The 354-nt window shown below is 63.4% G+C and carries 1 protein-coding gene; it reads left to right on the forward strand.

The genetic code is table 11. The annotated features are described in order from the left end of the window. The coding region (locus tag AB4Z23_RS29105) for an ABC transporter ATP-binding protein (protein WP_441361388.1) at positions 1-354 on the forward strand (354 nt) is incomplete at both ends.

The raw sequence follows: 354 nt of genomic DNA on the forward strand, positions 1-354 counted from the left end.
GCCAAGCTCGACAAGGCTGTCATCGACAAGAAGGTCGACGATGCCGCCCGCATCCTTAACCTCACCGATTATCTCGAACGCCGGCCCTCGCAACTGTCCGGCGGCCAGCGCCAGCGCGTCGCCATCGGCCGCGCCATCGTGCGCGAACCRAAGGCGTTCCTGTTTGACGARCCGCTCTCCAACCTCGATGCGGCGCTGCGCGGCACCATGCGGCTGGAAATCTCCGAGCTGCACAACACGCTGAAGACGACGATGATCTACGTCACCCACGACCAGGTGGARGCCATGACCATGGCCGACAAGATCGTKGTCCTCAACCGCGGCAATATCGAGCAGGTCGGCTCGCCGATGGAG

The organism is Agrobacterium sp. MCAB5 (genome assembly GCF_052114365.1).
Classification (GTDB): domain Bacteria; phylum Pseudomonadota; class Alphaproteobacteria; order Rhizobiales; family Rhizobiaceae; genus Agrobacterium; species Agrobacterium tumefaciens.